The 22,616-nt window shown below is 71.2% G+C and carries 21 protein-coding genes; 13 read left to right on the top strand and 8 right to left on the bottom strand.

Annotated elements, in window-relative coordinates; translation table 11 throughout:
• Positions 1 to 319: 319 nt before the first annotated feature.
• Positions 320 to 1,240 carry a heme o synthase gene (locus QUE38_RS16855; RefSeq protein ID WP_286309482.1) on the top strand — a complete coding sequence of 307 codons (921 nt, stop codon included), beginning with the start codon at positions 320 to 322 and terminating at the stop codon, positions 1,238 to 1,240.
• On the opposite strand, the gene QUE38_RS16850 is transcribed toward QUE38_RS16855, so the two are convergent.
• Complete coding sequence (locus tag QUE38_RS16850; RefSeq protein ID WP_286309481.1) at positions 1,237 to 2,172, bottom strand: COX15/CtaA family protein; 936 nt, start codon at positions 2,170 to 2,172, stop codon at positions 1,237 to 1,239. The genes QUE38_RS16855 and QUE38_RS16850 overlap by 4 nt on opposite strands.
• 251 nt (positions 2,173 to 2,423) lie before the next feature.
• Here QUE38_RS16850 and sufB point away from each other — a divergent pair, with 251 nt between their 5' ends.
• From sufB to QUE38_RS16825, 5 genes are read left to right on the top strand one after another with little or no spacing between them, the layout of a single operon-like run.
• On the top strand, positions 2,424 to 3,842 hold the full coding sequence (gene sufB, locus QUE38_RS16845) for a Fe-S cluster assembly protein SufB (protein WP_286309480.1): 1,419 nt from the start codon (positions 2,424 to 2,426) through the stop codon (positions 3,840 to 3,842).
• A complete protein-coding gene (gene sufD, locus QUE38_RS16840; RefSeq protein ID WP_286309478.1) occupies positions 3,843 to 5,054 on the top strand; it encodes a Fe-S cluster assembly protein SufD in 1,212 nt (403 codons plus the stop codon). It begins immediately after the preceding gene.
• Positions 5,051 to 5,377 (top strand): non-heme iron oxygenase ferredoxin subunit, encoded by a 327-nt coding sequence (locus QUE38_RS16835; protein WP_286309477.1) that lies wholly within the window; start codon positions 5,051 to 5,053, stop codon positions 5,375 to 5,377. The genes sufD and QUE38_RS16835 overlap by 4 nt, the downstream gene beginning before the upstream one ends.
• A 47-nt stretch (positions 5,378 to 5,424) precedes the next feature.
• Positions 5,425 to 6,189, top strand: a complete 765-nt coding sequence (gene sufC, locus QUE38_RS16830; protein ID WP_281886585.1) for a Fe-S cluster assembly ATPase SufC — start codon at positions 5,425 to 5,427, stop codon at positions 6,187 to 6,189.
• 4 nt (positions 6,190 to 6,193) lie between these two features.
• Positions 6,194 to 6,523, top strand: a complete 330-nt coding sequence (locus tag QUE38_RS16825; protein ID WP_281886587.1) for a metal-sulfur cluster assembly factor — start codon at positions 6,194 to 6,196, stop codon at positions 6,521 to 6,523.
• Positions 6,524 to 6,601: 78 nt separating this feature from the next.
• On the opposite strand, the gene QUE38_RS16820 is transcribed toward QUE38_RS16825, so the two are convergent.
• Positions 6,602 to 8,647, bottom strand: coding sequence for a M3 family metallopeptidase (locus QUE38_RS16820; protein ID WP_286309475.1), 2,046 nt, complete (start codon positions 8,645 to 8,647; stop codon positions 6,602 to 6,604).
• 51 nt (positions 8,648 to 8,698) lie between these two features.
• Between QUE38_RS16820 and QUE38_RS16815 the strand changes: the two genes are divergently transcribed.
• The 3 genes from QUE38_RS16815 (at position 8,699) to QUE38_RS16805 (ending at position 10,463) form a co-directional block, all read left to right on the top strand.
• The gene (locus tag QUE38_RS16815; protein WP_286309473.1) at positions 8,699 to 9,532 is read left to right on the top strand and encodes a methyltransferase domain-containing protein; all 834 of its coding nucleotides are present in this window, start codon (positions 8,699 to 8,701) and stop codon (positions 9,530 to 9,532) included.
• A 107-nt stretch (positions 9,533 to 9,639) separates the two neighbouring features.
• Entirely contained in the window at positions 9,640 to 10,257 is a 618-nt protein-coding gene (locus QUE38_RS16810; protein ID WP_286309472.1) for a winged helix-turn-helix domain-containing protein, read from the top strand.
• A complete protein-coding gene (locus QUE38_RS16805) occupies positions 10,254 to 10,463 on the top strand; it encodes a hypothetical protein (RefSeq protein ID WP_286309471.1) in 210 nt (69 codons plus the stop codon). The genes QUE38_RS16810 and QUE38_RS16805 overlap by 4 nt, the downstream gene beginning before the upstream one ends.
• 27 nt (positions 10,464 to 10,490) lie before the next feature.
• Here QUE38_RS16805 and QUE38_RS16800 read toward each other — a convergent pair whose 3' ends face one another.
• From QUE38_RS16800 to QUE38_RS16785, 4 genes are all read right to left on the bottom strand, one after another.
• On the bottom strand, positions 10,491 to 10,745 hold the full coding sequence (locus QUE38_RS16800; RefSeq protein WP_286309470.1) for a hypothetical protein: 255 nt from the start codon (positions 10,743 to 10,745) through the stop codon (positions 10,491 to 10,493).
• Positions 10,742 to 13,321 (bottom strand): valine--tRNA ligase, encoded by a 2,580-nt coding sequence (valS, locus tag QUE38_RS16795; protein WP_286309469.1) that lies wholly within the window; start codon positions 13,319 to 13,321, stop codon positions 10,742 to 10,744. The genes QUE38_RS16800 and valS overlap by 4 nt, the downstream gene beginning before the upstream one ends.
• A 115-nt stretch (positions 13,322 to 13,436) precedes the next feature.
• Positions 13,437 to 14,762 carry an MFS transporter gene (locus QUE38_RS16790; protein ID WP_286309468.1) on the bottom strand — a complete coding sequence of 442 codons (1,326 nt, stop codon included), beginning with the start codon at positions 14,760 to 14,762 and terminating at the stop codon, positions 13,437 to 13,439.
• 39 nt (positions 14,763 to 14,801) lie between these two features.
• Positions 14,802 to 15,479 (bottom strand): hypothetical protein, encoded by a 678-nt coding sequence (locus tag QUE38_RS16785; protein WP_286309467.1) that lies wholly within the window; start codon positions 15,477 to 15,479, stop codon positions 14,802 to 14,804.
• Positions 15,480 to 15,835: 356 nt separating this feature from the next.
• Here QUE38_RS16785 and ileS point away from each other — a divergent pair, with 356 nt between their 5' ends.
• From ileS to ndk, 4 genes are read left to right on the top strand one after another with little or no spacing between them, the layout of a single operon-like run.
• Positions 15,836 to 19,126: an isoleucine--tRNA ligase gene (gene ileS / locus QUE38_RS16780; RefSeq protein WP_286309465.1), complete on the top strand. Its 3,291-nt coding sequence runs from the start codon at positions 15,836 to 15,838 to the stop codon at positions 19,124 to 19,126.
• Positions 19,123 to 20,475: a bifunctional folylpolyglutamate synthase/dihydrofolate synthase gene (locus QUE38_RS16775; RefSeq protein ID WP_286309463.1), complete on the top strand. Its 1,353-nt coding sequence runs from the start codon at positions 19,123 to 19,125 to the stop codon at positions 20,473 to 20,475. Before ileS ends, QUE38_RS16775 begins: the two co-directional genes overlap by 4 nt.
• Positions 20,472 to 20,882 (top strand): DUF4233 domain-containing protein, encoded by a 411-nt coding sequence (locus QUE38_RS16770; RefSeq protein WP_286309462.1) that lies wholly within the window; start codon positions 20,472 to 20,474, stop codon positions 20,880 to 20,882. Before QUE38_RS16775 ends, QUE38_RS16770 begins: the two co-directional genes overlap by 4 nt.
• Complete coding sequence (gene ndk / locus QUE38_RS16765) at positions 20,879 to 21,301, top strand: nucleoside-diphosphate kinase (protein WP_286309461.1); 423 nt, start codon at positions 20,879 to 20,881, stop codon at positions 21,299 to 21,301. The genes QUE38_RS16770 and ndk overlap by 4 nt, the downstream gene beginning before the upstream one ends.
• Here the strand turns inward: ndk and QUE38_RS16760 are convergent.
• Complete coding sequence (locus QUE38_RS16760) at positions 21,298 to 21,861, bottom strand: dihydrofolate reductase family protein (RefSeq protein ID WP_286309460.1); 564 nt, start codon at positions 21,859 to 21,861, stop codon at positions 21,298 to 21,300. The genes ndk and QUE38_RS16760 overlap by 4 nt on opposite strands.
• A gap of 84 nt (positions 21,862 to 21,945) precedes the next feature.
• Positions 21,946 to 22,587 (bottom strand): vitamin K epoxide reductase family protein, encoded by a 642-nt coding sequence (locus QUE38_RS16755; protein ID WP_286309459.1) that lies wholly within the window; start codon positions 22,585 to 22,587, stop codon positions 21,946 to 21,948.
• Between the last annotated feature and the right edge of the window lie 29 nt (positions 22,588 to 22,616).

Raw genomic sequence — 22,616 nt, 5'->3', positions numbered from 1 at the left:
GTTCTGATCCCTTCGATCATTCGCGTGAGGCCGGGGCACTCCGCCTGCACCCCTCGTGAAGTGCCACGTCGACGGGCAGCACGCGATCCGTCGGGACGGAAGGGGGTGGATGCCGCGTCGAGGCGAGCACCCTCAGCATAGCGAGCAGCGTGTTCCGCTGAGATTGCGTGACGCTCACGGCGTAACCGGGTCGCTGTGAGCCGCCGGAAACCCCGCGCGGGACGCCGTGCGGGCGGCGACACGACGGGCGGATCGCATCGCCTAGACTTGACCGGGACGATCGCGCAGCCGAGCCCGTGCGCGCAACCGAGAAGGAACGATGGACCAAGCCGTACGCACCCGAGAGCCGCGCACCGCCATCGGGTTCCGTCGCAAGGCCGCCGCCTACCTGGCGCTGACGAAGCCGCGGGTCATCGAGCTGCTCCTCGTCGTCACCGCGCCCACGATGATCCTGGCGCAGGGCGGCCTGCCCGACCTCTGGCTGCTGCTCGCGACGCTGATCGGCGGCGCGATGAGCGCCGGCTCCGCGGGCGCGTTCAACTGCTACATCGACCGCGACATCGACCGCGTGATGCGCCGCACGCGCAACCGCCCGCTCGTGACCGGGGAGCTCACCGACCGCGAGGCGCTCGTGTTCGCCTATGCGCTGGGCGCGGCGTCCATCGTCTGGCTCGGCGTGTTCGCCAACTGGCTCGCCGCAGCCCTCTCGCTCGCGGCGATCCTGCTCTACGTGGTCTTCTACAGCCTCATCCTCAAGCGCCGCACGTCGCAGAACATCGTCTGGGGCGGCGTCGCGGGCTGCATGCCCGTGCTCATCGGCTGGGCCGCCGTGACCGGCGACCTGAGCTGGGCGCCGTTCATCCTCTTCCTGATCATCTTCCTCTGGACGCCGCCGCACTACTGGCCGCTGTCGATGAAGTACCGCGAGGACTACGCGGCGGCGGGGGTGCCGATGCTCGCCGTCGTGCGCGGCCGGGCGCAGGTGGGCCTCCAGGTCATCCTCTACGCCTGGGCGACGCTCGCGTGCTCGCTGCTGCTCATTCCGGTCGCCGACATGGGCCTCGTCTACACGGCCGTCGCCCTCGTCACGGGCGGCTGGTTCGTCGCCGAGACGCACCGCCTGTACGGGCTCGCGATCCGCAACCAGCCGGCATCGGGCATGCGCGTCTTCCACTCGTCGATCGCGTACCTGTCGCTGCTGTTCCTCGCGGTCGGCATCGACCCGCTGCTGCCCTTCTAGCCGCGGACGGCCTCGGCGGGGGCGGGGGAGTCGGCGACGACCCGGACGGGCGCCTTCAGGTTGAGGACGACCGTGGTCATCGCGGCGGCCGAGAGGGCCGCGAGCACCATGTGCACGCCGACCGCGAGCGGGGGCAGGCCGTTGCGGGCCTGGAAGACGCCCACGGCGATCTGCACCAGCACGACGGCGGTCAGCACGAGCAGCCACTTCAGCGGACGCAGGCGGGCCGCCGCGGCCCAGGCGACGAGTGCGACCAGGAGTGCGCCGAGCACGTAGCCCGGCCACGAGTGCACGTGCGCGAGCAGCGTCGCGTCCACCCCGGTGCGCACGACGTCGTCGTCGCCCGAGTGCGGGCCCGACGCGGTGGTCATGACGCCGACGACGACGGTGACGGCCAGGGCGAGGGTCGTGACGTGGGTCAGGATCGCGAACGGCCTCGGCACCGCGAGCTCGCGCGGCCCCGCTGGCGCGTGCATGCGCACGAGGTACGCGGCGGCGATGCACACGATGACGACCGAGACCGTGTAGTGGAAGCCGACGAGCGCGGCCGCGAGCTCCTGCCAGACGACGAACGCGCCCACCAGCGCCTGCACGACGACGAGTACGAGCACCAGCAGCGCGAGCCGGAAGAGGTCCTTCCGCTCGCGGCGCAGGCGCCACGTGAACAGCAGCACGAGGAGTGCGGCGATCAGCAGGGGCCCGCTGATCGTGCGGTTGCCGAACTCGATCACGCCGTGGATGCCCATCTCGGGGGTCGGCGTGAGCGACCCGGGCACGCACACGGGCCAGTCGCTGCAGCCGAGTCCGGAGGCGGTGAGGCGCACCGCGCCGCCGGTCGCGATGATGAGCACGTTGAGCACGAACGAGATCCATGCGGTGATGCGGATGCGGCGGTCGACGTGGTCGGGGAGCCAGGCGACGAAACGGTTCACGGTACTCGATCCGGACGCGACGGTCTGGGACGGCGCTGGGAGTCCTGCCCCTGAGGGTTCGCGACCCTATAGACTTGGGTGGTTGACGAGCATGCGCAGGCGCGCAGGACGCAGGAATGCGGCCGATGCTCGGCTTCCATCTTAGGTACGCACTGCAGCCACCCGCACATCGCTCCCGAACCGCGCTGCGCCTCGAACGCGGAGAGGGGAGCGAGCCGGACTGATAGCCGGGGGTGGAGAAGAGGAGAACGATGACCGACGTCCTCATCGACCGACCGGAGCTCGAGGGCCTCGGCCAGTACGAGTTCGGCTGGGCCGACTCCGACGTGGCCGGAGCGTCTGCGCGACGCGGGCTCTCGCCCGAGGTCGTGGCCGACATCTCGAACCTGAAGGACGAGCCGGAGTGGATGCGCAAGCGTCGCCTGCGGGCCCTCCAGCTGTTCGACCGCAAGCCCATGCCCAGCTGGGGCGCCGACCTGTCGGACATCGACTTCGACAACATCAAGTACTTCGTGCGCTCCACCGAGAAGCAGGCCCAGACGTGGGAGGACCTGCCCGAGGACATCAAGAACACGTACGAGAAGCTCGGCATCCCCGAGGCGGAGCGCAAGCGCCTCGTCGCGGGCGTCGCGGCGCAGTACGAGTCCGAGGTCGTCTACCACCAGATCAACGAGCAGCTCGAGGCGCAGGGTGTCATCTTCATGGACACCGACACGGCGCTGCGCGAGCACCCGGAGTTCTTCGAGGAGTACTTCGGCACGGTCATCCCGGCCGGCGACAACAAGTTCGCCGCGCTGAACACGGCCGTGTGGTCGGGCGGGTCGTTCGTCTACGTGCCGCCGGGCGTGCACGTGGAGATCCCGCTGCAGGCGTACTTCCGCATCAACACCGAGAACATGGGCCAGTTCGAGCGCACGCTCATCATCGCCGACGAGGGCTCGTACGTGCACTACATCGAGGGCTGCACGGCGCCGATCTACAAGAGCGACTCGCTGCACTCCGCGGTCGTCGAGATCATCGTGAAGAAGAACGCCCGCGTGCGCTACACGACGATCCAGAACTGGTCGAACAACGTCTACAACCTCGTCACCAAGCGGGCCACCGCCGCCGAGGGCGCCACCATGGAGTGGATCGACGGCAACATCGGCTCGAAGGTCACGATGAAGTACCCGTCGATCTTCCTGATGGGCGAGCACGCCAAGGGCGAGACCCTGTCGGTCGCGTTCGCGGGCCCCGGCCAGCACCAGGACGCCGGCGCGAAGATGATCCACATGGCGCCGCACACGCAGTCGTCGATCGTCTCCAAGTCGATCGCACGCGGCGGCGGCCGAGCGGGCTACCGCGGCGAGGTGCGGGTGGACGCGAACGCGCACCACTCCGCGAACACCGTGCGCTGCGACGCGCTGCTGGTCGACACGATCTCCCGGTCCGACACGTACCCGGCCATCGACATCCGCGTCGACGACGTGCACCTGGGTCACGAGGCGACCGTGTCGCGCGTGAGCGAGGAGCAGCTGTTCTACCTCATGTCGCGCGGCCTGCCGGAGGACGAGGCCATGGCGATGATCGTGCGCGGCTTCATCGAGCCGATCGCCCGCGAGCTCCCCATGGAGTACGCGATGGAACTCAACAAACTGATCGAGATGAGCATGGAAGGATCCGTCGGCTGAATGACGTCCGCAATCCAGACGCCACCCGTCGCCCCCGGTAGCAGGGCGCACAGCGACGGAGCCGGTGCATTCGTGCCGGTGCAGACCCGAACCGAGCGCACGCGTTCCTACGACCCCGCCGACTTCGGCGTGCCCGCGGGCACCGAGGTCGACTGGAAGCACACCCCGATCGCGCGCATCGCGGGCGTCTTCGCCGACGAGGCGACCGACGACCGCGCCGGCGACGCCGCCGTGGACTGGAAGGTCACCGGCGCCGACGCGATCGAGCTGGGCACCCTGGCCGTCGGCCAGGCCCCGCGTGGTGAGGCGTTCACCCCCGAGGACCTCCCGAGCGCCCTCGCCTGGAAGCACACCGACGAGGCCCTGCACCTCGTGGTGCCCGACGGCGTGGAGCTCGACGGGCCCGTCGTCGTGCAGCTCACGGGCAACGGCGCGGAGCGCCGGGCCAACGGCCACGTCGTGATCGAGGCCAAGCCCAACTCGCGTGGCACGATCGTGCTCCGCCACGCCGGCAGCACCACGTTCGCCCAGAACGTCGAGGTGCTCGTCCGCGAGGGCGCGAACCTCACGGTCGTGAGCGTGCAGGAGTGGGCCGACGACGCGATCCACGCCGCCGCGCACCAGGCGCGCGTCGGCCGCGACGCCTACCTCCGCCACGTCGTCGTGTCGTTCGGCGGCGGGGTCGTGCGCCTCAACCCGAGCGTCGAGCTCGCGGGCGAGGGCTCGGAGGCGGAGCTCTACGGGCTCAGCTTCTCCGACGCCGGGCAGCACTTCGAGAGCCAGGTGTTCCTGCACCACAAGGGGCCGCACACGCGCGGCGACGTGCTCTACAAGGGCGCGCTGCAGGGCGAGACGGCACGCAGCGTGTGGATCGGCGACGTGCTGATCGGGCGCGACGCCGTCGGCACCGACTCGTACGAGGCGAACCGCAACCTGGTGCTCACGCCCGGCGCGCGCGCCGACTCGATCCCGAACCTCGAGATCGAAACGGGCGACATCCAGGGTGCCGGCCACGCGAGCGCGACCGGACGCTTCGACGACGAGCAGCTGTTCTACCTGCAGGCGCGCGGCATCCGCGAGGACGAGGCCCGGCGCCTCGTCGTCATCGGCTTCCTCGCCGAGATCGTGCAGAAGATCGGCGTGCCCGACCTCGAGGCGCACCTCGCCGAGGCGATCGAGGCCGAGCTCGCGGGCGGGGTGCTCCCCTCGTGAGCGCGGTCCGCGTCTGCGACGTCGACGCGCTCGAGGCCGACCAGGCCCAGCGCTTCGTCGTCGAGGGCACCCCGATCGCCGTGGTGAAGGATGCCGCGGGCGACGTGCACGCCATCGGCGACACCTGCACGCACGGCGACATCTCGCTCGCCGAGGGCTTCGTGGAGGACGACACGCTCGAGTGCTGGGCGCACGGGTCGAAGTTCTCCCTCAAGACCGGCAAGCCCCTCACCCTCCCCGCCTACGAGCCCGTCCCGGTGTACCGGGTGGAGCTCGCCGACGGCGGCGTCTTCATCGACCCGACCGTCACCCTGAACGTCTGAACCCCCGACCACGGCGCGTCAGCGCCGGGAAGTGAACGCAACGAACCATGTCTGTCCTCGAGATCAAGGACCTCCACGTCAACGTCGAGACCGAGCAGGGCACCCGCGAGATCCTGCGCGGCGTCGACCTGACCATCCGCAAGGGCGAGATCCACGCGATCATGGGCCCGAACGGCTCGGGCAAGTCCACGCTGGCCTACACGATCGCCGGCCACCCCAAGTACACCGTCGTCTCCGGCTCCATCACCCTCGATGGTGAGGACGTGCTGGAGATGAGCGTCGACGAGCGCGCCCGCGCGGGCCTGTTCCTCGCCATGCAGTACCCGGTCGAGATCCCCGGCGTCACCGTCACCAACTTCCTCCGCACCGCGAAGACCGCGATCGACGGTCAGGCTCCCGCCGTGCGCGGCTGGGTCAAGGACGTGCGCGAGTCGATGGCGAACCTGCGGATGGACCCCGCCTTCGCGGAGCGCAACGTCAACGAGGGCTTCTCGGGCGGCGAGAAGAAGCGCAACGAGATCCTCCAGCTCGAGCTGCTGAAGCCCGACTTCGCGGTGCTCGACGAGACCGACTCCGGCCTCGACGTCGACGCGCTCAAGATCGTCTCCGAGGGCGTCAACCGCGCCAAGGAGCAGACGGGCCTCGGCGTGCTGCTGATCACGCACTACACCCGCATCCTCCGCTACATCACGCCCGACTACGTGCACGTGTTCGTCGCCGGACGCGTGGCCGAGGAGGGCGGCCCCGAGCTGGCCGAGCGTCTCGAGGAGGAGGGCTACGATCGCTATCTCGACGGTGCGGTCGTAAGCTGATCCCATGGTTTCGACGCTGGCACCCGAGAAGTTCGATCAGGTCGAAGAGGCGCTGAAGGACGTCATGGACCCCGAGTTGGGGGTCAACGTCGTCGACCTGGGCCTGATCTACGACCTCGGCTGGGACGACGAGCACGACGCGCTGATCATCCACATGACGCTCACGAGCGCCGGATGCCCGCTGACCGACGTGCTCGAGGAGCAGACCGCGCAGGCCCTCGACGGGGTCGTCGACGCGTTCCGCATCAACTGGGTGTGGATGCCGCCGTGGGGTCCGGAGCGGATCACCGACGACGGCCGCGACCAGATGCGCGCCCTCGGCTTCGCGATCTGACCGTCAGCCGCACGCACCACGCGACGTTCGAACGCGCCGCCACCCCGACGGGTGGCGGCGCGTTCGCGTGAGCGCGTCCTACGCGTCGAGCCCGCGGCGCCGCAGCAGCGGCTCGAGCTCGGCGTCGCGCCCGCGGAAGTCGCGGTACGCCTCGAGCGGGTCGCCGCCGCCGCCGACGCCGAGCAGGCGCCGGCGGAACCGCTCGCCGTTCTCGCGCGTGAGTCCGCCGTGCTCGCGGAACCACTCGACCGTGTCGGCGTCGAGCACCTCGCTCCAGATGTACGAGTAGTAGCCCGCGCTGTAGCCGCCGGAGAAGGTGTGCGCGAAGTAAGTGCTCGAGTAGCGCGTCGGCACGAGCGGGTCGTCGAGGCCCGCGTCGGCCAGCGCCCGCGCCTCGAACGCGGCGACGTCGTCGACCACGTCGTCGGCGGTCAGCCGGTGCCACGCCTGGTCGAGCAGCGCGGCGGCGAGGTACTCGACGGTCGCGTGGCCCTCGCCCCACTGCTCGGCGGCCAGGAGGCGGTCGACGAGCTCCTGCGGCATCCGCTCGCCCGTCTCGTGGTGCACCGCATAGTTGGCGAGCACCTCGGGCCACAGCATCCACATCTCGTTCACCTGGCTCGGGAACTCGACGAAGTCGCGGTGCACGCTCGTGCCCGACAGCTTCGGGTACGTCGTGCTCCCGAAGAGCCCGTGCAGCGCGTGCCCGAACTCGTGGAACAGCGTGCGGGTCTCGTCGTAGGTGAGCAGCGTCGGCTCGCCCGCGGCGGGCTTGGGCACGTTGAGGTTGTTGACCACGACGGGCAGCGTGCCGAGCAGCGTCGACTGGGTGACGATCGGGTTCATCCAGGCGCCGCCGCGCTTGGAGTCGCGCGTGTAGAGGTCGAACACGAAGAGTCCGACGGGGGAGCCGTCGGCCTCGTGCACCTCGAAGACCCGCGCGTCGGGGTGGTAGGCGACGAGGTCGTCACGCTCGGTGAACGTGATGCCGTAGAGCTCGGTCGCGGCGAAGAACACCCCGTCGTGCAGCACGCGCTCGGCTTCGAAGTAGGGGCGCATCGCTGCCGTGTCGACCGCGTAGTCGCGGGCGCGCACCTGCTCCGAGTAGTAGGGCCAGTCGGATGCCTCGAGCGGCCGTGCGCCCGGGGTCTCGGCCACGACCGCGGCGAGGCGCTCGCGTTCGGCGCGGGCGTTGCGCGCCGCCGCCGGCGCGAGCGAGCCGAGCATGTCGGCGACCGCCTCGGGGCTGCCCGCGGTCTGGTCGGCCGTGATGTACGAGGCGTGGTCGGCGAAGCCGAGCAGCCGGGCGCGCTCGGCGCGGAGCCGCACGATCTCGAGCACCGTCGCGCGGGTGTCGTGCGCGTTGCCGCGTGCGCCGCGGGCGCGGGAGGCGGCCATGACGCGGTCGCGGGTGGCCTCGCTCGTGAGCGATGCGAGCCACGGATGCCCCGTCGGCAGCACGAGCGTGACGAGGTACCCGTCGAGCCCGCGGTCGGCGGCGGCGGCCGCTGCGGCCGAACGTTCGCCGTCGGAGAGACCGTCGAGCTCGGAGGCATCCGTCACCTGCACCGCGAGGTCGTTCGTGTCGGCGAGCAGGTGCTTCTCGAAGCGCGTTGCGAGGGCGGCGAGTCGCTGGTTGAGCTCCTTGAGGTGATCGGTCTCGTCGGGGGAGAGCGCGGCGCCCGCGAGCGTGAACTCGCGGTGCGTGCGCTCGAGCAGGTAGCGCGACTCGGGGTCGAGGCCCTGCGCGTCGATGTCGGCGTGCAGGGCGTCGATGCGGCGGTAGAGCGCCGGGTCGAGCCGGATGGCGTCCTCGTGCGCGGCCAGGCGCGGCGCGAACTCCTCCTCGAGCGCGTCGGTGGCGGGGGTGGAGTCGGCCGAGCTCTGGTTGGAGAACACCTCGAGCACGCGGCGGAGCGTCTGCCCGCTGAGCTCGAGCGGCAGCATCGTGTTCGCGAACGTGGGCGGGTCGAGCTGCTCGGTGATGGCGCGCACCTCGGCGAGCTGCTCGGCCATGCCCTGCTCGAGGGCGGGGCCGTAGTGCTCCTCGCAGATCTCGGCGAAGGGCGGCAGCTGGTAGGGGAGCGTGCTCGGCGTGAGCAGCGGATTGACGGTCTGGGCCATCCGTCCAGCGTAGGCGGCACGGGGGCCGACCAGCGGTTCTAGGCTCGTGTCATGGACACGGACATCGACCGGTCGGAGGTCGCGCCACGGGACGAGTACACGCACGGGCACCACGAGAGCGTGGTGCGCACGCACGCCTGGCGCACGGTGGCGAACTCGGCCGAGTACCTCATTCCGCACCTGCAGCCGGGCGCCCTGGTGCTCGACGTGGGCAGCGGGCCCGGCAGCATCACGATCGACATCGCCCGGCGGGTCGATCCGGCACCGGTGCGGGGCGTGGACGCCTCGGCGCAGATCGTCGCGCAGGCGGCCGGCCTCGCGGCCGACAACGGCGTGCACAACGTCGAGTTCGCGGTCGACGACGCGTATCGGCTCGACGCCGAGGACGACACGTACGACGTGGTGCACGCGCACCAGGTGCTGCAGCACCTCGGTCGGCCGGAGGACGCGCTGCGCGAGTTCCGGCGCGTCCTGAAGCCGGGCGGGGTGGCCGGGGTGCGCGACGTCGACTACGGCGGCGTGATCTGGTACCCGCTGGTACCGGCGCTCGACAAGTGGCTCGACGTGTACCGACGGGTGCACGTGTGGAACGGCGGCGACCCGCTGGCGGGCCGCACGCTCAAGCACTGGGCCGTGAACGCCGGCTTCTCGCGGGTCGACGTGAGCGCGTCGGTCTGGCTCTTCTCGAGCCCCGCCGAGCGCGAATGGTGGGGCGGGTCCTGGGCCGAGCGCGCGGTCGAGTCGACCTTCGCGGCGCATGCCATCGAGTCGGGCCACGCCGACTGGGGCGACCTGAAGGAGATCGCGGCGGGGTGGCGCGAGTGGGCGGCGCACGACGACGGCTGGCTGCTCATGCCGCACGGGGAGATCATCGCGCACGGGTGAGCGGGACGGGGGCGGATGCTCCGCGACATCCGCCGCCCACCTGATGCAAAGATTTCATTGCAAAGAAATACTTGCAAAGAGTTCTTTGCAAGAGTATCGTCTCGGGTATGAGCACTCCCGAGCACGCAGCATCGGCGGCCGACGCGCCGCCCCCGCGCATCGCGGACCTCGGCACGCTGAAGGCCCTCGGGCACCCGCTGCGCATGCAGATCTTCGACGCGCTGTCGCTGCACGGCGCCGCCACCTCGAGCATGCTCGCCGAGCGGCTGGGGGAGTCGAGCGGTGCGATGAGCTACCACCTGCGGCAGCTCGCGCAGTACGACCTCGTGCGCGAGGTCGTCGGCCGCGGCACCGCGCGCGAACGCTGGTGGGAGCGCACGCCCGGCGGGCTCACCGTGCCGCCCGACCACGCCTCGGATCCGGCGGTGAAGGCCGCCGCCCAGGTCGTCATGGACCACGTGCAGCACGAGCGCGAGTCGCACCTGCGCGAGTTCCTCGACCGCGGCATGCGCGACCTGCCCGACGAGTGGCTCCACGCGAGCGTCATGTCCACGGCGCACCTGCGACTCACGTGCGAACAGCTCGACGAGGCGTCGAGCGAGCTCGCGCACGCGGTCGAGGCGATCGTCGCCCGCTACCGCGGCCTGGACCTGCCCGGGTCGCGCCCGGTCGAACTGCAGCTCAACGCATTCCCGCTCGTCGATGGAGAGGAACTCCCGCAATGACCGCCACCGCACTGCCGATCCGCGGCACCCGTCGCGTGCCGGCCGACCGCATCGAACGCCTCGCCACCCGCCTCGGCGTCGAGCTCACCCGCTGGGCGAGCCGGCGACGGGCGCGACGCGCCGCGATGATCCCGACGACGTCACGGCGTCAGACCGAGGCCGAGCAGGCCGAGTTCCGCATCCGCGTCGGGGTGGGCATGCGCTGAACGGGCCGGAGGCCTCGGGCACCCGACTCACCAGTCGTCGTCGGCGTTCGCCTCCGGCTCGGCCGGCTCCGTGATCGGCGCGAGACCACCGGGCCGCTGCCGCACCCGCGTGCCGTCGTCGAGCGTCGCGATCGCGAGACCCTCGAGCCAGGTGAGGGTCCAGTACTGCCCCTCGAGCGACGCGGTGGCGGCTTCGGCGTCCGCGATCGCGGCGCGCACCGGCTCCGGCACCGACGCGGGTGCGGCGGTACCGGCGGGCCAACGGGTGCCGAGCTGCATCATGCCTCCGCGGGTGCGAGCACGACCTCGCGCACGGCGAGCTCGTCGGCCTCGTCGAAGTCGAGCGTCTCGATGCGACCCACCGCGCGGAGGTCGCCGGCGGCCTGCGCGAGCACCGCGATCTCGGCGGCCGGTCCGCCGATGCGGGCCTGCGAGACCGGCGTGCGCTGCGAGGCCTTCGCGTCGGTCTTGGCGCGGCGGATGCCCGTGAGGGCGGCGCTCGCGAGCCGGAGCAGCTCGGGGTCGCCGGCCTCGTCGAGCGCGAGCTCGTCGACGGTCGGCCACGCGGCGCGGTGCACCGACCCCTCGTGCGACCACGACCAGGCCTCCTCGGTCGCGAACGGGATCACCGGGGCGAAGAGGCGCAGCAGGGTCGACAGGGCGCGGTTGAGGGCCGCCACCGCCGAGGCCTGCTCGGCGCCGGCCTCGCCGTACGCGCGCTCCTTCACGAGCTCGAGGTAGTCGTCGCAGAAGGTCCAGAAGAACGTCTCGGTGAGCTCGAGCGCCCGCGCGTGGTCGTACGCCTCGAGCGCGGCCGTCGCCTGCGCGACGACACCCTGCAGCGTGGCGAGCATGCTGCGGTCGAGCGCTTCGGTCACGGGGGCATCCGCCGTGCCCTCGAAGCCGAGGATGAACTTCGACGCGTTCAGCACCTTGATCGCGAGGCGGCGGCCGATCTTCACCTGGGTCGGGTTCTGCGGGTCGAACGCGGCGTCGGTGCCGAGGCGCGACGACGACGCCCAGTAGCGCACCGCGTCGGAGCCGTGCTGCTCGAGCAGGCCCGCCGGGGTCACCACGTTGCCCTTCGACTTCGACATCTTCTTGCGGTCGGGGTCGACGATGAAGCCCGAGATCGCGGCGTTGCCCCACGGGGCCACCCCGTGCTCGAGCTCGGCGCGCAGCGTCGACGAGAACAGCCAGGTGCGGATGATGTCCTGGCCCTGCGGGCGCAGGTCGTACGGGAACACGAGGTCGAACAGCTCCGGGTCGCGCTCCCAGCCGCCCGCGAGCTGCGGGGTGAGCGACGAGGTCGCCCAGGTGTCCATGATGTCGAGCTCGCCGATGAAGCCGTTCGCCCGGCCGCGCTGCGACTCCGCGAAGCCGGGCGCGGGCTGCGACGACGGATCGACGGGCAGCAGGTCCTCGGTCGCCACGATCGGCTCGTCGAAGACGGGCTCGCCGTCGGCGTCGAGCGGGTACCAGACCGGGATCGGCACGCCGAAGAAGCGCTGGCGCGAGATGAGCCAGTCGCCCGAGAGGCCGCCCACCCAGTTCTCGTACCGCACGCGCATGAAGTCGGGGTGCCAGTCGATGTCGCGACCCCGCTCCACGAGCCGGTCGCGGAGCGCCTCGTCGCGCGCGCCGTTGGCGATGTACCACTGCCGGGTCGACACGATCTCGAGCGGGCGGTCGCCCTTCTCGTAGAACTTCACCGGGTGCGTGATGGCCTTCGGCTCGCCGAGCAGGTCGCCCGACTCGCGCAGCAGGTCGACCATGGCCTTCTTCGCGCTGAACACGGTCTTGCCGGCGAGCTCGCCGAACGCGGCGAGGCCGGCCTCGGAGTCGATCGCTTCGGGGGCATCCGCCACAATGCGTCCGTCGAAGCCGATGATCGCGCGGTTCGGCAGGTTCAGCTCGCGCCACCAGGTCACGTCGGTCACGTCGCCGAAGGTGCAGATCATGGCGATGCCGGTGCCCTTGTCCTTCTGCGCGAGGTGGTGCGCCACGATCGGCACCTCCACGCCGAACACCGGAGTGGTCACGGTCTGGCCGAACAGCGGCTGGTAGCGCTCGTCGTCGGGGTGCGCCACGAGGGCCACGCACGCGGCGATGAGCTCGGGCCGGCTGGTCTCGATCTCGATGGTGCCGCCGTCGGGGCGGTGGAAGGTCACCCGGTGGTAGTGGCCGGGCTGCTCGCGGTCCTCGAGCTCGGCCTGCGCCACGGCGCTGCGGAACGTCACGTCCCACATGGTGGGCGCGAGCGCCTGGTACGCCTCGCCGCGGGCCACGTTGCGCACGAACGCCCGCTGCGAGGTCGTGATGGCCTCGTCGGCGATGGTGCGGTACGTCTGGGTCCAGTCGACCGAGAGGCCGAGCGTGCGCCAGAGGTCCTCGAAGTGCTGCTCGTCCTCGGCCGTCAGCCGCTCGCAGAGCTCGATGAAGTTGCGGCGCGAGATCGGCACCTGGTCGGCCGGCTTGATGGTCTTGCCCTCGGTGCCCTCGTGCGGCGGAGTGAAGTCGGCGTCGTACGGCAGCGACGGGTCGCAGCGCACGCCGTAGTAGTTCTGCACGCGGCGCTCGGTCGGCAGGCCGTTGTCGTCCCACCCCATCGGGTAGAACACGCTGCGTCCGCGCATGCGCTGGAAGCGCGCCACCACGTCGGTGTGCGTGTACGAGAACACGTGGCCGATGTGCAGCGAGCCCGACGCGGTAGGCGGGGGCGTGTCGATGGAGTAGATGGTCTCCTTCGTCGCACCTTCACGATCGAACCGGTAGGTGCCCTGGTCCTCCCAGACGGTGCCCCAGCTCTGCTCGAGTCCTTCGAGGGCGGGCTTGTCGGGAATGCGCGGCGCGGTCATGTGGGAACTCCGGTTCGATATGTGCGGCACCGAGTCAATGTGGAGGTGCCTGAGTGTGCGATTGCAGTGCATTCTAGCCGGATGCCACGGGGAGCCGGCCGTGCGTCGGCGCGCGTCAGTCCGCGGCGGGCGCGGCCGCCCGGCTCCGGGCGATCGCCCCCGCGGCGAGGGCCGAGCCCAGCGTGATCGCCGACATGACCGCGAGCACCACGCCCGGGTGCCACCACTCAAACGCGGTCGCCTCGCCGAGTGCGAGCGTGAGCGCCGGCACGAAGCCCGAGATCACGGCCGCGATGCTGTACGCGAACGACAGCGCCGAGTAGCGGTAGTGGTCGTCGAAGAGGTCGCCCATGAGCCCGCCGAGGCTCGCCCAGGCCATGGTGGGCAGGATGCCGCCGATGATCATCGTGCCGACGAGGATCGGGAACGTGGCGAACTGCAGCAGCCAGTACATGGGAAACGTGATGAGCAGCGTGCCGAGCGCGCCCCACGCGACGACACGAGCGGAGCCGACGCGGGTGGCGAGCCAGCCGAAGGTCGGGATCGTGACGAGCTGGAGCAGGCCGCCGATGGTGGTCGCGACCAGCAGGTCCTGGAAGCTGAAGCCGAGTTCGGTCACGCCGTAGTTCACGGTGTACGTGTTCATGAGCGAGTACGAGCCGATGCCGAGGAGCGCCGCGCCGACGGCGACGAGAATCGCGACGGGCTGGCGGGCGAACATCGCGAGGAACGGGACCCGGTCGCGGCGGCGCTCGGCGACGAGCTCGCGGAACACGGGCGTCTCGTCGATCGACCAGCGCAGGTACAGCGACACGAGCAGCAGTGGGATCGCGGTGAGGAACGGGATGCGCCAGCCCCACGCGACCATGTCCTCGGTCGTGAGGAGGGTGGTCATGACGAGGAACACCGTGGCGCTGAGGATGGAGCCGACGGGGGAGCCGAGCTGCGGGATCGCCGCGAAGAACGGGCGACGGCGCGGGTCGGCGTGCTCGGTCGCGAGCAGCACCGCGCCGCCCCACTCGCCGCCGAGCGAGAGCCCCTGCAGGATGCGCAGCACGACCAGTCCGATGGCCCCGAGCCAGCCGGCGGTCGCGTAATCGGGCAGCACGCCGATGAGGCCGGTCGCGACGCCCATGAGCGTGATGGTGACGATGAGGGTGCTGCGGCGGCCGATGCGGTCGCCGAGGTGGCCGAACACGATCGCGCCGAGCGGCCGCACGACGAACGCCAGCGCGATGGAGAGGAACGCCGAGAGCGTGCCGCCGAACACGCCGAGCGGCTCGAAGAACAGCGGCCCGACGAAGAACGCCGCGAAGTACGCGAAGACGTAGAAGTCGTACGACTCGAGGGCGGTGCCCACGAAGGACGCGATCGCGACCCGGCGGACGGGTCGTGGGGCGCGGTCGAGGTCGGATGCGGGTGCGGCAGGTGCGTTCGTCACGCCCGGCATCCTACGCGCGCCGCGAGGCCTCGCGGCCGGTCAGCCGCGAACGACCTCCCACGTGTGGCTCGTGATGCCGCCCGGGCCCTCGAGGGTGACCGTGTAGATCTCGCTCGCCTCCGAGCACTGGAAGCTCACGCCCTCGTAGACCTCCTCGTTCGGGGAGACCTCCTCGAAGGGCGCCGCCTTGGCGTCGGTCGTGCCGACTCCGAACCAGGCCTGCTCGGCGCCGTCCGACATCCACTGGAAGCGCAGCGGCACCGACGAGACGCCGTCGCACGGCGCGACCTCGGGCTCGAACGCGGTCGTCGTGAAGACGGGAGCGGGCGTCGTCTCGCCGCCGCCGTCCGTGGAACCGCCGCCGTCGGTCGAGCCGCCGTCGCCGCCGTCGCCGTCGTCCTCGGTCTCGCCCTCGGGCTCCTCCGACTCGGTCGGCTCGGGCTCGGGGGTCTCCGTGGCCGTGGGCGTCGGTGCGGCCACCGGCTCCTCCTCGTCGGACCCGCCGGTGAGCAGCACGACCACGAGCACGATCACGGCGATGAGCAGCACGCCGGCGAGGATGGAGATGAGGATCAGCGCGGTGCGGCGCCCGCCGCTCTCGGGCGACTCGTCCGTGGCGGCATCCGCCTGCACCGGGGCCATCGGCACCGTCTCGGCGTGGTCGATCGGGCGCGTGGCGTCCGGGTCCTCGGGGCGGTTCGTTCCGTCGTCGCTCATGGCGTCCTCCGTGTCGGGTACCGTCTCATCCGCTCGTGCGTCCGAGGGTAGGGGAGCGTGCGGTCCGGTGGGCGGCCTGTGCACAGTCGGCCCACCCCCAGTGCGGGTGACGGATGCCTCGGGGCGGGCGATACACTGGTGGCCAACGACGTCGATCCGGCCATCACCGGGGAGTCTCCGGAAGAACGCGGGCTGGTGCGCAGCATCCGCCCGTCACTAGAACCGGACGGGGCTGGCCCGTCACAGCCAAGGAACGAGTGGCACCGGGCGACCGGGGCAATCGAGGTGGTACCGCGACGGCGTCCGAGGGGCGACCGACGTCCTCGGGCCGAACGCACGTCCTCCCAGGAGACCCGTTGTATCCCCGCACTCCGAACGACCGCGGCGAGGTCCAAGCCTCCCCGAACTTCCCGGAACTCGAGCAGCAGGTGCTCGCGTTCTGGTCGAGCGACGACACGTTCCAGGCCTCGATCGACCAGCGCGAGGGCGCCGAGGAGTGGGTCTTCTACGACGGCCCGCCGTTCGCCAACGGCCTGCCGCACTACGGCCACCTGCTGACCGGCTACGCCAAGGACCTGTTCCCGCGCTTCCAGACCATGCGCGGCAGGCAGGTGCACCGCCGGTTCGGCTGGGACACCCACGGCCTGCCCGCCGAGCTCGAGGCGGAGCGCCAGCTCGGCATCACCGACAAGAGCCAGATCGAGGAGATGGGCATCGCGGCGTTCAACGCCGCCGCCCGCGAGTCGGTGCTGCGCTACACCCGCGAGTGGCAGGAGTACGTCACCCGCCAGGCGCGGTGGGTCGACTTCGAGCACGACTACAAGACCCTCGACGTGACTTTCATGGAGTCGGTCGTGTGGGCGTTCAAGCAGCTGCACGAGAAGGGCCTCGCCTACGAGGGCTACCGCGTGCTGCCGTACTGCTGGCGCGACGAGACGCCGCTGTCGAACCACGAGCTGCGCATGGACGACGACGTCTACAAGATGCGCCAGGACCAGACCGTCACGGTCACCTTCCCGCTCACGGGCGCGAAGGCCGAGGCGCTCGGGCTCACCGCGGTGCGTGCGCTCGCATGGACGACCACGCCGTGGACGCTGCCGACGAACCTCGCGCTGGCCGTCGGCCCCGAGATCGAGTACGCCGTCGTGCCCGCGGGCCCCGCCGGCACGCCCGACGCGACCGTCCTGCGCGAGCGCGCGGGGGAGAGCGACACCGAGGTGCTGGGCGGCGAGTACCTGCTCGCGCGCGACCTCGTGGGCAACTACGCCAAGGACCTCGGCTACGAGTCGCCCGAGGACGCGGTCGCCGCGATCTCGCGCACCGTGCGCGGTGCCGACCTCGACGGCGTCACCTACGACCGCCTGTTCGACTACTACGCGGACGTCGAGGCGTACGGCCTCCAGAACGCCTGGCGCATCCTCGTGGCCGACTACGTCACGACCTCCGACGGCACCGGCATCGTGCACCAGGCGCCCGCCTACGGCGAGGACGACCAGCAGGTCTGCGAGGCCGCGGGCATCCCGGTCGTCATCTCGCTCGACGAGGGCGGTCGGTTCCTGCCTGCGGTGACGGATGTCGCGGGGCAGCTGTGGTCCGACGCGAACAAGCCGCTCACGCAGCTGCTGAAGGCCGAGGGGCGCCTGCTCCGCCAGGCGAGCTACGAGCACTCGTACCCGCACTGCTGGCGCTGCCGCAATCCGCTCATCTACCGCGCCGTCTCGAGCTGGTTCGTGCGGGTGCCCGAGTTCCGCGACCGCATGGTCGAGCTGAACCAGGGCATCGGCTGGGTGCCCGAGAACGTCAAGGACGGCCAGTTCGGCAAGTGGCTCGAGGGCTCGCGCGACTGGTCGATCAGCCGCAACCGGTACTGGGGATCGCCCATCCCGGTGTGGAAGAGCGACGACCCCGCGTACCCGCGCGTCGACGTCTACGGGTCGCTCGAGGAGCTCGAGCGCGACTTCGGCCGGTTGCCGCTGAACGCCGACGGCGAGCCCGACCTGCACCGCCCGTACATCGACGAGCTGACCCGTCTGAACCCCGACGACCCGACCGGGAAGTCCACCATGCGCCGCATCCCCGACGTGTTCGATGTCTGGTTCGACTCGGGCTCGATGCCGTTCGCGCAGGTGCACTACCCGTTCGAGAACCGGGAGTGGTTCGACACCCACCACCCGGCCGACTTCATCGTCGAGTACATCGGGCAGACCCGCGGCTGGTTCTACGTCATGCACGTGCTGTCGACGGCGCTGTTCGACCGGGCGGCCTACCGCAACGTCATCAGCCACGGGATCGTGCTCGGCAGCGACGGGCAGAAGATGTCGAAGTCGCTGCGCAACTACCCCGACGTGAACGAGGTGTTCGACCGCGACGGGTCCGACGCGATGCGCTGGTTCCTCATGGCGAGCCCGGTGCTGCGCGGCGGCAACCTCATCGTCACCGAGGAGGGCATCCGCGAGGGCGTGCGGCAGTTCATGCTGCCGCTGTGGAGCACCTGGTACTTCTTCTCGCTGTACGCCAACGCATCGGGGTACGAGGCCGAGCGCCGCACCGACTCCGAGGACGTGCTCGACCGGTACCTGCTCGCGAAGCTGCACGACCTCGTCGCCGGCGTGACCGACGACCTCGAGCGATTCGACGCGACGATGGCGTCGGCCAAGCTGCGCGACTTCGCCGACGTGCTTACCAACTGGTACGTGCGCCGATCGCGCGACCGGTTCTGGGACGGCGTCGCCGACGACGGCACGGGCCGGGAGGCGTTCGACACCCTCTGGACCGTGCTCGAGGCGCTCTGCCGCCTCGCCGCCCCGCTCGTGCCGCTCGTCGGCGAGACCGTCTGGCGCGGGCTCACGGGCGGTCGCAGCGTGCACCTGGCCGACTGGCCGACGTCCGACGAGTTCCCCGCCGACCCCGAGCTCGTCGCGACCATGGACGCCGTGCGCCAGATCAGCTCGACCGCGCTCGCGCTGCGCAAGCAGGCGGGGCGACGGGTGCGCCTGCCGCTCGCGTCGCTCACGGTGGTGGCGGCGGATGCCTCGGGGCTCTCGCCGTACGCGGGCATCCTGCGCGACGAGCTCAACGTCAAGGCCGTCGAGTTCGTGACCCTCGACGAGGGCAGCGCGGACGCGTACGGCATCTCGCGTCGACTCTCCGTCAACGCCCGCGCGGCCGGTCCGCGCCTCGGCAAGCAGGTGCAGGCCGCGATCCGCGCGGCGCGCGAGGGCGACTGGACCGAGCAGGACGGCGTCGTCGTGGCGGGCGGCATCGAGCTGGCCGAGGGCGAGTACGAGCTCGCGCTGGTCTCGAGCGATGCCGACGCCGACTCGCGTGCGATCGGCCTGCTGCCGGGCGACGGCTTCGTGCTGCTCGAGACCTCGACGACGCCCGAGCTCGAGGCCGAGGGCCTCGCGCGCGACGCGGTGCGCGCGGTGCAGGACGCCCGCAAGGCCGCCGGGCTCGAGGTCAGCGACCGCATCCGCCTGCGCCTGGTCACCGAGTCGCACGCCGCGCCGGCGTTCGACGCGCACCGCGCGCTCATCGCCGACGAGACGCTCGCCGTCGCGTTCGACGTGGCCGTCGACGGCCTCGGCGACGACGCGACCAAGCTCGCCGGTGGCGCGAAGCTCGCGGTGGAGGTGACCCGGGCATGACGGACGAGTTCCGCGACGCGGCCGACGCCGTGTTCTCCGCCCTGCTCGACCGCATCGGCGAGCAGGCGCCGCAGCCGAGGCTCGGCCCCTCGCGCCGCCTGATGGACCTGCTGGGCGACCCGCAGCGCGCGTATCCGGTGATCCACGTCACGGGCACGAACGGCAAGACCAGCACCAGCCGGCTCATCGAGGGCCTGCTGCGCGCGCACGGCCTGCGCACGGGCCTCCTCACGAGCCCGCACATCGAGCGGTTCACCGAGCGGATCCTCGTCGACGGCGAGCCCATCTCCGACGAGGCGGTCGCCCGCAACTGGGACGACATCACGCCCTACGTCGAGATGGTCGACGCCGAGCTCGAGCAGGCCGGCGACGTGCCGCTGACGTACTTCGAGGCGCTCTCGGCGCTCGCGTTCGCCGCCTTCGCGGACGCGCCCGTCGACGTGGCGGTGATCGAGGTCGGCATGGGCGGCGAGTGGGACTCGACCAACGTCGCCGACGGCCAGGTCGCCGTGTTCACGCCGATCGACCTCGACCACATGTCGCGCCTCGGCTCGACGGTCACCCAGATCGCGCGCACGAAGTCGGGCATCATCAAGCCTGCGGCATCCGTCGTCTCGGCCCGCCAGTCGCCCGAGGCGACCGACGTGCTCGCCACGGCAAGCCGGCTCAGCGAGGCGACGCTCGCCATCGAGGGCGATGCCTTCGAGACCACCGCGGCGACCGTCGCGGTCGGCGGGCAGCTGCTGTCGATCCGCGGTATCGCGGGGGAGTACGCCGAGGTCTTCCTGCCCCTGCTCGGCGCGCACCAGGCGCAGAACGCGGCCGTCGCGGTCGCCGCGGTCGAGTCGTTCCTCGGCTCGGGCGAGCACGCGCTCTCGCGCGAGGTCGTCGAGGAGGCGTTCGCGACCACCACCTCGCCCGGGCGCATGCAGCTCGTCGGCGTCGAGCCGACCGTGCTCGTCGACGCGGCGCACAACCCGCACGGCGCGCACGCGCTCGTCGAGGCGGTGCGCCAGGTGTTCGACTTCGACGAGATCGCGGTGGTCGTGGGCGTGCTCGGCGACAAGGATGCCGCGGGCATCCTGCGCGAGCTCGACGCCATCGCCGACGTGTTGCTCGTGACCGCGTCCGAGTCCGATCGTGCGATCCCGGCCGAGGCGCTGGCGCAGCAGGCGGCGGCCGTCATCGGCCCGGAGCGCATCAGCTCGTACGACCGGGCCGAGGACGCGTTCGAGGCCGCGCACGACTGGGCGGCCGAAGCGCCGCGCCGTGCCGTGGTGGTCACCGGCTCGATCACGCTCGTCGCCGAGGCCATGGCGTTCGCCGACGACCGGGAGTGGAAGCCGTGACCGCGGCGGAGCCGGGGCTGCCCGAGCAGCCCGATGGTCCCGCGCCCGAGCCGCGCTCCATCCGGCGCAGCCTCGCGAGCATCGTGCTCGGCTTCGAGCTGTTCATCGTGCTGCTCGCGTCGCTGACGATCTTCGGGCTGTCGCCCGCGCCGTTCGGCGACGACGGCATTCCGCGCTGGTGGGCGCTCGTGGGCGGCGGCGTGCTGCTCGTCGGGCTGCTCGCGATCATGGCGCTGCTGCGCTACGAGGGCGCGTACGTCGCCGGTTGGGTCCTGCAGGGGATCCTCTTGGCGACCGGCTTCCTCAACCCCGCGATGTTCTTCGTGGGCGCCCTGTTCGGCGGCATGTGGTGGTACGCCATGGTCGCCGGGGCACGAATCGACCGCCAACGGAAGGAATCCGCATGACCACGCCCATCGAAGAGACCCTCGTCCTCGTCAAGCCCGACGGCGTCGCCCGCAACCTGACCGGCGAGATCCTCCGCCGCATCGAGGCGAAGGGCTACTCGCTCGTCGACGTGCGCCTCCTGCAGGCCGACCGCGAGCTGCTCGCCGCCCATTACGCCGAGCACGAGGGCAAGCCCTTCTACGAGCCGCTCGTCGAGTTCATGCAGTCGGGCCCGACCGTCGCCATGCGCGTCGCCGGCAACCGCGTGATCGAGGGCTTCCGGTCGCTCGCCGGCACCACCGACCCGACCACGGCCGCGCCCGGCACGATCCGCGGCGACCTCGCGCGCGACTGGGGACTCCCGGTGCAGCAGAACCTCGTGCACGGCTCCGACTCGCCCGAGTCGGCCGAGCGCGAGCTCGCGCTCTGGTTCGACTAGCGCACGGCGTAGCGCAGCAGCGCGAACCCGCGGTCGAACCGGCGCTGCTCGACCAGCTCGAGGTCGAGTCGGACGTCTGCCGGGAACACGGGCGTCCCGCCGCCGACGAGCACGGGGGCGACGTACCGGTGCACCTCGTCGACCAGCCCGTCGCGCAGCGCGTGCGCGGCCAGCGTCGGCCCCTCGATGGTGACGGCGCCGTCCGTGGCGTCGACGACGGCACGGACGGCGCCGGCGCCGTAGGCCCGCTCGATGCGGGTGCGGGCCGTCACCGGCTCGGCGAGCGTCGCCGAGAAGACGACCTTCTCGGCGGCGCGCCAGCCCCGCGAGAACCGCGCCGTCTCGGGTGACAGCCCGGGGCCATCGAAATCGGGGTCGGTCTCCCAGACGTGCATGACCTCGTACATCCGTCTGCCGTAGACGTACGTGTCGACGCCCTCGAGCACGTCGTTGATGCTGCCCACGAGGTCGTCGGGCGGCTCCGCCCAGTCGAACGCGCCCCGCGCGTCGTTCACGTAGCCGTCGAGCGAACCGATGGTCGAGTAGACGAGCGTTCCCATGGCGGCAGGATGCCACCGGCCGCCCACGTCCGCCAGCGGCATCCGCTCGCCTTCGCCACCCGGGCCGGCGCGGCGTGCGTGCGGTCAGGCGAACAGGTCGAACCAGATGCGCGGGATCGCGTCCATGCGCAGCTGCGCGAGTAGCACCACCACGAGGTAGCAGACGACGGTGATGAGCGGGATCCAGCCCGCGAGTGCGGCACCGACGCGGCGAACGGATGCCCCGCCGCCGAACACGCCCTCGGCGACGTTGCGCAGCGTGACCGCCCAGAACGTGGGGATCGTCACCGCCCAGGTGAGCATGCACCAGGGGCAGAGCACGTCGAGCACGTAGATGCTCTGGAAGATGAGCCAGCACACGAACGCGAGCGCGGCGGTGACCCCGACGTTGAAGCCGATCCAGAACCAGCGCGAGAACCGGGCGCCCGACAGCAGCGCCATGCCGATGGTGATGACGACGGGCCAGCAGACCAGCCCGATGATCGGGTTCGGGAAGCCGAACACGGCGCCCTGCTCCGACGCGAGGTTCGTCGAGCAGCCCACGAGCACGCTGAAGTCGCACGACACGGAGTGCGTCGGATCCTCGAGCACCGCGATCTTCTCGACCATCAGCTCGAACGCCGCGATGAGGCCCGTGACGCCCGCGATCACGAGGAAGACGGCGAGCGCGATCGGCCGGGATGGAGCCTCGGTCTCGGTGCGGTCGGTGTCTGCGGTCGCGGTCACCGGGCGATTATGTCACGCGTCCGTCAGCG

The sequence above is a fragment of the Agromyces mangrovi genome (assembly GCF_030296695.1).
GTDB lineage: Bacteria > Actinomycetota > Actinomycetes > Actinomycetales > Microbacteriaceae > Agromyces > Agromyces mangrovi.
Note: the sequence above shows the minus strand (reverse complement) of the source record. Positions and strands in the feature narration are given on the sequence as shown.

Coding starts and splice junctions, on each gene's coding strand:
- QUE38_RS16805 (WP_286309471.1), top strand. CDS start 10,254: ATGACCGCCACCGCACTGCCGATCCGCGGCACCCGTCGCGTGCCGGCC.
- valS (WP_286309469.1), bottom strand. CDS start 13,321: ATGACCGCGCCGCGCATTCCCGACAAGCCCGCCCTCGAAGGACTCGAG.
- QUE38_RS16775 (WP_286309463.1), top strand. CDS start 19,123: ATGACGGACGAGTTCCGCGACGCGGCCGACGCCGTGTTCTCCGCCCTG.
- sufC (WP_281886585.1), top strand. CDS start 5,425: ATGTCTGTCCTCGAGATCAAGGACCTCCACGTCAACGTCGAGACCGAG.
- sufD (WP_286309478.1), top strand. CDS start 3,843: ATGACGTCCGCAATCCAGACGCCACCCGTCGCCCCCGGTAGCAGGGCG.
- QUE38_RS16810 (WP_286309472.1), top strand. CDS start 9,640: ATGAGCACTCCCGAGCACGCAGCATCGGCGGCCGACGCGCCGCCCCCG.
- QUE38_RS16820 (WP_286309475.1), bottom strand. CDS start 8,647: ATGGCCCAGACCGTCAATCCGCTGCTCACGCCGAGCACGCTCCCCTAC.
- QUE38_RS16815 (WP_286309473.1), top strand. CDS start 8,699: ATGGACACGGACATCGACCGGTCGGAGGTCGCGCCACGGGACGAGTAC.
- QUE38_RS16760 (WP_286309460.1), bottom strand. CDS start 21,861: ATGGGAACGCTCGTCTACTCGACCATCGGTTCGCTCGACGGCTACGTG.
- QUE38_RS16785 (WP_286309467.1), bottom strand. CDS start 15,479: ATGAGCGACGACGGAACGAACCGCCCCGAGGACCCGGACGCCACGCGC.
- sufB (WP_286309480.1), top strand. CDS start 2,424: ATGACCGACGTCCTCATCGACCGACCGGAGCTCGAGGGCCTCGGCCAG.
- ndk (WP_286309461.1), top strand. CDS start 20,879: ATGACCACGCCCATCGAAGAGACCCTCGTCCTCGTCAAGCCCGACGGC.
- QUE38_RS16825 (WP_281886587.1), top strand. CDS start 6,194: ATGGTTTCGACGCTGGCACCCGAGAAGTTCGATCAGGTCGAAGAGGCG.
- QUE38_RS16855 (WP_286309482.1), top strand. CDS start 320: ATGGACCAAGCCGTACGCACCCGAGAGCCGCGCACCGCCATCGGGTTC.
- QUE38_RS16800 (WP_286309470.1), bottom strand. CDS start 10,745: ATGATGCAGCTCGGCACCCGTTGGCCCGCCGGTACCGCCGCACCCGCG.